This is a genomic window from Achromobacter maghribensis (assembly GCF_057334215.1).
Map to the genome: position 1 here is coordinate 17,108 of NZ_JBHFII010000026.1, position 9,111 is coordinate 26,218.

The 9,111-nt window shown below is 63.9% G+C and carries 7 protein-coding genes and 1 pseudogene; 2 read left to right on the top strand and 6 right to left on the bottom strand.

Annotation, left to right across the window (positions count from 1 at the left end):
- Positions 1-22 precede the first annotated feature (22 nt).
- The 6 genes from ACE039_RS10925 to ACE039_RS10950 form a co-directional block, all read right to left on the bottom strand.
- Positions 23-1,018, bottom strand: coding sequence for an ABC transporter ATP-binding protein (locus ACE039_RS10925; RefSeq protein WP_310034658.1), 996 nt, complete (start codon positions 1,016-1,018; stop codon positions 23-25).
- The gene (locus ACE039_RS10930) at positions 1,015-1,995 is read right to left on the bottom strand and encodes an ABC transporter ATP-binding protein (protein ID WP_105555373.1); all 981 of its coding nucleotides are present in this window, start codon (positions 1,993-1,995) and stop codon (positions 1,015-1,017) included. The genes ACE039_RS10925 and ACE039_RS10930 overlap by 4 nt, the downstream gene beginning before the upstream one ends.
- Positions 1,996-2,002: 7 nt before the next feature.
- Complete coding sequence (locus ACE039_RS10935; RefSeq protein WP_448709658.1) at positions 2,003-2,917, bottom strand: ABC transporter permease; 915 nt, start codon at positions 2,915-2,917, stop codon at positions 2,003-2,005.
- The gene (locus ACE039_RS10940) at positions 2,917-3,906 is read right to left on the bottom strand and encodes an ABC transporter permease (RefSeq protein ID WP_105555375.1); all 990 of its coding nucleotides are present in this window, start codon (positions 3,904-3,906) and stop codon (positions 2,917-2,919) included. The genes ACE039_RS10935 and ACE039_RS10940 overlap by 1 nt, the downstream gene beginning before the upstream one ends.
- Positions 3,907-3,974: 68 nt before the next feature.
- Positions 3,975-5,546: an ABC transporter substrate-binding protein gene (locus ACE039_RS10945; protein WP_105555376.1), complete on the bottom strand. Its 1,572-nt coding sequence runs from the start codon at positions 5,544-5,546 to the stop codon at positions 3,975-3,977.
- Positions 5,547-5,730: 184 nt separating this feature from the next.
- Positions 5,731-6,237 (bottom strand): MarR family winged helix-turn-helix transcriptional regulator, encoded by a 507-nt coding sequence (locus ACE039_RS10950; RefSeq protein ID WP_310034660.1) that lies wholly within the window; start codon positions 6,235-6,237, stop codon positions 5,731-5,733.
- Positions 6,238-6,605: 368 nt separating this feature from the next.
- On the opposite strand from ACE039_RS10950, the gene ACE039_RS10955 reads away from it, so the two are divergent.
- Together ACE039_RS10955 and ACE039_RS10960 are read left to right on the top strand one after the other, a co-directional pair.
- Positions 6,606-8,828, top strand: coding sequence for a thiamine pyrophosphate-dependent enzyme (locus tag ACE039_RS10955; RefSeq protein ID WP_485822361.1), 2,223 nt, complete (start codon positions 6,606-6,608; stop codon positions 8,826-8,828).
- A gap of 13 nt (positions 8,829-8,841) precedes the next feature.
- A pseudogene (locus ACE039_RS10960) lies at positions 8,842-9,111 on the top strand (indolepyruvate oxidoreductase subunit beta family protein); the annotation flags it as partial.

Sequence of the window (9,111 nt, forward strand, 5' to 3'; positions counted from 1 at the left end):
TGACGCCTAAAGTACCGACGGATCAACCCGAGATCCGCCCCTCCTCCACCGCATGGCAAGCCACCACGGACACCCCGGTCAACCGGGCCAACGGCGCCTCGGCCCGGCACCGCTCATTCGCATGCGGGCAACGGGGATGGAACGTGCACCCTGATGGCGGATTCAACGGATTCGGCACTTCCCCGGCGACCGCGGTGCGCGGCTTGCCCGCCCCGTTGATATCCGGAATTGCCTCCAGCAGCATCCGCGTATAAGGATGCCGCGGCCGCGCGAACAACTCGTCCCGCGGCGCCACTTCCACCATGCGCCCCAGATACATCACCCCCACCCGGTCGGCCACGTGATGCACCACCGCCAGATTGTGGGAAATGAACAAATACGTCAGCCCAAGCTTGCGCTGCAGATCCTTCATCAGGTTCAGCACCTGCGCCTGCACCGACACGTCCAACGCCGACGTCGGCTCATCGCAAACCAGGAATTCCGGATTCACGGCCAACGCCCGCGCAATCGAAATGCGCTGGCGCTGACCGCCCGAAAACTGATGCGGATAGCGCCCCTGATCCGCGGGATCCAGGCCCACCTGCTTGAGCAATTCGCTGACCCGCGCCACGCGCTCGTCCGGCGTCATCTGCGTATGCGTCAGCATCGGCTCGGCAATGATGCGGCCCACGCGCCAGCGCGGATTCAAGCTCGCATAAGGATCCTGAAAGATCATCTGCAAGCGCTTGCGCAAGTTGCGCCCGCCTTTCTCAGACATCCGCGACAGCGGCTGGCCATCGAAACGGATATCGCCGCGCGTCAGCCCGTACAGGCCTACCAGCATGCGCGCGACCGTGGATTTTCCACAGCCCGATTCGCCCACCAGCGCCAGCGTTTCGCCGCGCGCGATGTCAAACGACACGCCGTCCACCGCGCGCAGCATCACGCGCGGCTTGCCGGCCAGCTTGCGTTCCAGCCAGGGCGGCGACACATCGAACCAGCGCGCCGCGTCTTTAACTTCCACCAAGGGCGTGCTCATGCGGCCACCATCGTTTTATCGTCATGCAACCAACAGGCCGCGCGGGACGTGCCCGCCGGCATCAGTTCGGGGCGCTCGGTCGCGCAGCGCGGCAAGCGCTGGCCGCAACGCGGGTTGAACGCACAGCCCGGCGGAATGGCATTCAGCCGAGGCATGCTGCCGTCGATCTGCACCAGCCGTTCGGTATGCCCGTCCAGCGACGGAATCGACCCCATCAGCCCGGACGTGTAGGGATGGCGCGGCTTGTGGATCACGTCCGCCACCGGACCGATCTCGGCCACGCGACCCGCGTACATCACCGCCACGCGGTCGGCGGTTTCGGCAATCACGCCCATATCGTGCGTGATCAGCATCACCGCCGTGCCGTGCTCGCGGCACAGGCGTTTAAGCAGTTCGATGATCTGCGCCTGGATGGACACGTCCAGCGCGGTGGTCGGCTCATCGGCCACCACCAGTTTAGGTTCGGCCGCCAGCGCCAGCGCGATCACCACGCGCTGCCGCATGCCACCCGAGAACTGGTGCGGATAGTGGTCGATACGCTCGCGCGCCGCCGGAATCCCCGTGGACGCCAACAGCTCGACGGCGCGGTTGCGCGCCTGCGACCACGTCATGTCCAGATGGGTGACGATGGTTTCGGCCAACTGCCGACCCACCGTGTACAGCGGATTCAAGGAGGTCAGCGGGTCCTGGAACACCGCGCCGATCTCGCGGCCGCGCACACGGCGCATCTGCTCGTCGGGCAGGTTGTCGATGCGGCGGCCGGCCAGCAGGATCTCGCCCGCGGCAATGCGCCCGGGCGGTTCCAGCAAGCCGATGATGGACGCGCCGGTCAGTGATTTACCGGCGCCCGATTCCCCCACCACGCCCAGGACTTCGCCCGCCTGGATGGAAAAGGACACATCGTCCAGGGCGCGTAGCGTGCCGCGGCGCGTGGGAAACTCCACGCGCAGATTGCGGACTTCTAGAAGTGCGCTCATGGTTGCCTCAATTCAGCCGCGGGTTGAGCGCATCGCGCAGCCAGTCACCCAGAAGGTTGACCGACAGCACCAGCAGCACCAGCGCCGCGCCCGGGAAAATGGTGATCCACCATTCGCCGGAAAACAGGAAATCGTTGCCGATACGGATCAGCGTGCCCAGCGACGGCGCCGTCGGCGGCACCCCTACTCCCAGGAACGACAGGGTGGCTTCGGTGATGATGGCGGTGGCCAGGTGCACCGTGGCCAGCACCAGTACCGGCCCCAGCACGTTAGGCAGCACGTGGCGGAACATGATGACGGGCGAGGCCACGCCGATCACGCGCGCCGCCTGCACGTACTCGCGGTTCTTCTCCACCAGCGTCGACCCGCGCACCGTGCGCGCATACTGCGGCCAGCCGGCCAGCGCGATGGCGCCGATCAGCACCGGGAACGCGATCAGCTCGTGCATCTCGCGCGGGACCGCGGCGCGCGCCACGCCGTCGATCAGCAACGCGATCAGGATGGCGGGAAACGACAGCTGCACATCCGCGATCCGCATGATGAACGCATCGATGCGCCCGCCCGCGTAACCGGAAATCAACCCCAGCACGATGCCGATCAACATGGACAGCACCACCGACGCCAGACCGATCAGCAGCGACACGCGGGTGCCGTACAGGATGGCCGAATACAAATCCCGGCCCTGGCTGTCGGTGCCCAGCAGATAGGTCTGTTGCCCGTTGGCCTCCCAGGCGGGCGGCAGCAAGGCGTCCAGCAATTCCACCGTCGTCAGGTCGAACGGGTTGTGCGGCGCGACCCAGCCGGCCCCGAACGAGCCGATCAGCAGCGTCGCCAGCATCACGGTCGCCACGATGGCCACGGGCGCCCGGCGCCAGGCCCAGGCAAGGTCGCTATCCCACCAGCGTTTGAGTATGGCCCGCATCAGTGAGCCCCCACGCCGCGGGTCAGTCCCGAACGCAAGCGCGGGTCCACGACGAAATACAGAAGATCGACCACCAGGTTGATCACCACGAACACCAGCGCGATCAGGCACAGGTACGCGGCCATCACCGGCACGTCGGCGAATTGGACCGCCTGGATGAACAGCAAGCCCATGCCCGGCCACTGGAATACGGTCTCGGTGACGATGGCGAAGGCAATGATGCCGCCCAGCTGCAAACCGGTGATCGTGATGACCGGCACCATCGTGTTCTTCAGCGCATGGCCAAAGTGAATGGCGCGGCGTTTCAGGCCGCGCGCACGCGCGAACTTGATGTAGTCCGAACGCAGCACTTCCAGCATTTCGGATCGCACCAGACGCAGCACCAGCGTCATCTGGAAGAGCGACAAGGTGATGGACGGCAGGATCAGGTGTTTCCAGCCCGTGGCGGTGAAAAGGCCGGACGTCCACCACCCCACGCTGACGGTATCGCCGCGCCCGTAACTGGGCAGCCAGCCCAGCTGCACCGAGAACACCAGGATCAACAGGATGCCGATCAGGAACGTGGGCAGCGACACGCCCAGCAAGGAGCCCGCCAGCAACATCTGCGAAACCAGGCTATTGCGCTTGAGCGCCGTATACACGCCCAGTGGCACGCCGACGACTAACGCCAGCAAGGCCGCCACCATGGAAAGCTCCAGCGTGGCCGGCAGGCGGGACTTCAGCAAGGTCGAGACGGGTTCGCTCTGGCGCAGGGAAATGCCGAAATTGCCCTGCGCGGCGTTGGCCACAAAATGGCCGAATTGAACAATGGCGGGCTCGTTCAGGCCCAGCCGTTCACGCAATTCGATGCGCTCGGCATCGGTGGCGTCCTGCCCCAGCATGATGGTGACAGGGTCGCCGACGTATTGAAAAAGCACAAAGGCCAGTAGCGCGACGGTGAGCATCACCGCTACGGCCTGCAACAGGCGACGCAGTATGAAAGCAAACATAGGCGGGGAACAACCAAAAGCAAAACGGCGGGAGCCGGGTAGGCCCCACGCCGTCTGGTTAGCCGGGATCAGTCAACCTTGACCCAATCGGCAACAAGGCGATTGTCGGCACGGTGGATGACCGTGACGTTCTTGCGCATCGCCCAGGGGATGACCTGGTCATGCAGCGGGATATGCCCGAAGTCCTTGGCGTGCCCTTGCAGCACGGTGATGATGTCGGCGTCGCGCTTGGCGGGATCGGTCTCGGTCTTGATGCGATCGATGATGACGTCAAGTTCCTTGTTGCTATAGCCGCCCAGGTTGTACATGCCGTCCGCGCCTTCGCCCTTGGTGCGGATCAGGTTCTGCAACGAGTACATGGCGTCGAACGTGGGCACGCCCCAGCCGAACAGATAGGCACTGGTGTCGAACGACTGCACCTTGGGGAAGTACGTGGAACGCGGCATGGCGTTCATCGTGGCCTTCACGCCCACCTTGGCCCACATGCCGACCACGGCCTGACAGATGGCTTCGTCGTTGATGTAGCGGTTGTTCGGGCAGTCCAGCGTGAAGTTCAAGGTGCCGTCGTAGCCGGCTTCCTTCAACAGCGCGCGCGACTTTTCGGGGTCATAGGGCACGCGCTTGTGCACCGATTCCGCCCAGCCATGCACCTGCGGCGCGATCATCGTGCCGGTGGGCGCAGACAGCCCGCGCATCACGGCGCGCTTGATGGCGTCCACGTCGATGGCGCGGTACAGCGCTTCACGCACGCGGATGTCCTGGAACGGGTTCTTGCCCTTGATGTTCGAGTACTGCAATTCCGGACGCTTCTGGTCCAGGCCCAGGTAGATGGTGCGGTATTCGTTGCCTTCGACGACCTTCTGCGCCTGGCGCAGACGCTCCAGATCCTGCGCGGCGGGGTCCAGGACGAAGTCGATTTCGCCGGACAGCAACGCGGCGGTGCGCGTGGCGTTCTGCTTGATCGGCGTGAACACCACTTCGGTCACGTTGCCGACCTTGCCGGCCTTGTTCCACCAGTCCTTGTTTTCTTCAAAGACGGTGCGCACGTCCACTTCGCGCGTCTTCAGCTTGTAGGGGCCGGTGCCGTTGGTGTTGCGCGCGCCGTAGGTCTCTTCTTTGTTGACGTAGTCCTGCGGCTTGGCGATGTTGTTCTTTTCGGACCACGCCTTGTTCATGATGAACACGTTGGTCAGTTGGCGCAGCAGCACGGGGTTGGGCGCCGACGTTTCGATCTCGATCGTCAGGTCGTCGACCTTGCGCGCTTCCTTGATGCCCGTCGTATAGGCCTTGTAGTTCGACGTGGGCGCCATGGCGCGGTGGATCGAGAAGACCGCGTCGTCCGCCGTGAAGGCGGCGCCGTCATGGAACTTCACCCCCGGGCGCAGCTTGAAGCGATACAGCGTGGGCGACAGTTGTTCCCATTCCGTCGCCAGGCGCGGCACCACCTTGAACGTCTTGTCGTAGTCCACCAGCGGTTCGTAGATGTAGCTGTTGGCGGCGATCGTCATGCCTTCGTTCTGCGAGTGCGGATCGAAAGTAAGGATGTCGCCCTGGGCGGCCCAACGGAAAGTCTTGGCCTGCCCGATCGAGGGCACGGCCACGGCGGCGGCGATCGCGATAGCAATCAAAGTGCGGCGCATAGGGGTTAACTCCTGACATTAGTCTGAATACCGGCGCCGAGTGTGCCTACGCGTATGACCCCAGTCAATTCAGGGTTTATGCGTACCGGAGACGGTTTTTATAGAGGAGGAACAATGAGGGACACATATGCTTGTAAAAAAATAATTGAAGCGAACAGTGTTCGAGTGCGCGCGCGCAACGGACTTACTCGTCCACGTCGATCGGCAGCTCCAACGGCACGTGTTCGGTCATCAGTACACCCAGCATCTCGATCAGCGCCGCCGCCCGCTCTTCGCCGAAGGGCGCCAGCACCGCTTTCTGATGCTGCAACGCCTGTTCGCACAAGCCGGCGATCAGGTGCGTGCCTTTGGTCGTGATGCAGACCCGCGTCTGACGGCGATCCGCCCGCACGCCGGTGCGCGCCACCAGCCCTTCGGCCTCCATGCGCTGCACCACCTTGCTCAAGGTTGGCTGCTTGGTGATGGCCAGCACCGCCAGCGTGCCGATGGTTTCGCCGGGGCTGCCTTCAAGGCTGGCCAGCACGCGCCATTCGGTCACCGACAGGCCGGCGGCTTTCACCTGCAAATGGAATTCGGCCGAAATGCGCTGGCTGGCCTGCGCCAGCAGATAAGCCAGATAGCCATCGACGAAACGCGGCCCCGCCGCGCCCCGACCTGTCAGAAGCGTTTCCCGCTGCTTGTCCAACCGCATGTTGCTTTGCTCCCACGCACCGGAATTCATGTTTGGCCGACGGCCGAAAAGCGCATTGCACCACGACGGCGCAACGACGCGCCATGATGTGCCGCAATGCTGTTGCGCAGCACAGGGTATACCCGGAATCGCAACCCGTTTTTGCACCATGACGGCGCTGAAATGCCGCCATGGAGCTAGAGAACAACCAGTATATACACCCTTGTTTTAGCGTGATATTTTTTGATTTCCATGAAATTTCATCTTTTTTGTTGACAGCTAAAACGTTGACTCCTAAAGTATTTTTCAGGCGACAATTTCGTGGCACGACGATGCTGCACGGCAGCAAGGCTTGAGGACCGGTCATCCGGCCCAACCAGGAGTTCGAGATGGCTGAAAGGTCTTTCAAGAAAGAAGTCCAGCAGTTGCGCATCGGCGCCGGCGAAGAGTTTCGCGGCGAGGGCATTCTTGCCGTCACCAAAGCGTTGCTGCAATCGGGCGTGGGCTATGTGGCGGGTTACCAGGGGTCGCCCATTTCGCATTTGATGGATGTGCTGGCCGACGCCAACGACATCCTCCAGGAACTGGGCGTGCATTTCGAGGCCAGCGCCTCGGAAGCCACCGCCGCCGCCACCTTGGCGGCATCCGTCATGTATCCGATACGCGGCGCGGTCACGTGGAAGTCCACGGTGGGCACCAACGTGGCTTCGGACGCGCTGGCCAACCTGGCCTCCGGCGGCGTGACCGGCGGCGCGCTGGTCATCGTGGGCGAAGACTACGGCGAAGGCTCGTCCATCATGCAGGAACGTTCGCACGCGTTCGCCATGAAGTCGCAGATCTGGCTGCTGGACCCGCGCCCCAACCTGGAAAGCATGGTCAAGGCCGTGGAAGACGGCTTTGAACTGTCGGAAGCCAGCAAGACGCCGGTGATGCTGCAACTGCGCATTCGCGGTTGCCACGTGCATGGCCGCTTCATCGCCAAGGAAAACAAGCGGCCCGCGTTCTCGCTGGCCCAGGCGCTGGAAAGCCCGGCGCGCGACACCAGCCGCATCGTGCTGCCGCCCGCGTCGTTCCTGCACGAGCAGGAAAAGATCAAGGACCGCTGGCCCGCCGCCATCCGCTACATCAAGGAACACAAGCTCAACGAGCACTTCGACGGCGACCAGGACGACATCGGCCTGATCCTGCAAGGCGGTCTGTACAACGGCGTGATCCGTTCACTGCAACTGTTGGGCCTGGCCGATAACTTCGGCAACAGCCGGATTCCGCTGTACGTCATGAACGTGACCTACCCCGTCATCGAAGACGAGGTCACCGAGTTCTGCCGGGGCAAGCGCGCGGTGCTGCTGCTGGAAGAAGGCCAGCCCGACTACATCGAACAGAACCTGCACGCCGTGCTGCGCAAGGCGGGTATCGACACCCATCTGTCCGGCAAGGACGTGCTGCCGATGGCGGGCGAATACACCACGCAGGTGATGCGTGACGGCGTGCGCGAATTCCTGAAGCGCCATCGCCCCGAATCGCTACAGACGCACCCCGCCGTGGAGGCAGACGCCGAAGCCGGCGCGCGCCAACTGGAAATCACCGAGGTCTCGCGCCCCAAGCCCGCCAAACCCGTCGAACAACCCATCACCTTCCACAAGCAGGTAGAGGGCCTGGCGTCGGTGGTGCCCCCACGGCCCGCCGGCTTCTGTACGGGCTGCCCCGAACGCCCCATTTTTTCCGCGCTGACGCTGGCGCAGGAAAAACTGGGCCAGCACCATATCTCCTGTGATATCGGCTGCCACCTGTTTTCCATCCTGCCGCCCTTCAATCTTGGCGCCACGACCATGGGCTACGGGCTGGGCGCGTCCAGCGCAGCGGCCTTCAACGTGCCCGCCGCCAAGCGTCCCATTTCCATCATGGGCGACGGCGGCTTCTGGCATAACGGTTTGTCGTCCGGCATCGGCAACGCGGTATTCAACAAGTACGACGGCGTCATCGTCATCGTCGACAACTTCTATGCGTCGGCCACCGGCGGGCAGGACATTTTGTCGTCGCGTGCCGACAACCCCGACCGATCCACCAACAACCCCATCGATCACGCCGTGCGCGGCGTGGGCGTGAAGTGGGTGCGCACGCTGGACCGCACCTACGACGTGGCCAAGGTGCGCGCCACCATCGAAGAAGCGCTGACCACCGACATCAAGGGTCCGAAAGTCATCATCGCGCAGTCCGAATGCATGTTGAACAAGCAGCGCCGCATCAAGCCGCTGTTCAACAAGGCCGTCAAGGAAGGCCGCCGCGTGGTCAAGGAACGCTTTGGCGTGGACCCCGACGTCTGCACGGGCGACCACGCCTGTATCCGGCTATCCGGCTGCCCGTCGCTGTCCATCAAGGACAGCGGCGACCCCTTGAAGGAAGACCCGGTGGCGCACGTGGAGAGCAGCTGCGTGGGCTGCGGCAACTGCGGCGAAGTGGCCCATGCCGCCGTGCTGTGCCCGTCTTTCTACCGCGCCGACATCGTGCACAACCCCACCGGCACCGACCGCTTCCTGGCGCGCATGCGCGGCGCGGTCATCGGTTTCCTGCAACGCCGCCGCGCCGCGCGGCTGGCTCAATACGCCCTGTAAGGACAAGCCTTTCATGAACCCGCCGGCAATGCAGCAAGGCAACCCCATCAAGATCGCCATCCTGGCCATGGGCGGCCAGGGCGGCGGCGTACTGGCCGACTGGATCGTCGACATGGCCGAGCACGCCGGCTGGTGGGCGCAGACCACGTCGGTGCCCGGCGTGGCGCAGCGCACCGGCGCCACGATCTACTACCTGGAACTGCTGCCTGAAGCGGACGTGGCGCGGGCCGGACGCCCGCCCGCGCTGGCGCTGATGCCCACCCCCGGCGACGTGGACCTGGTC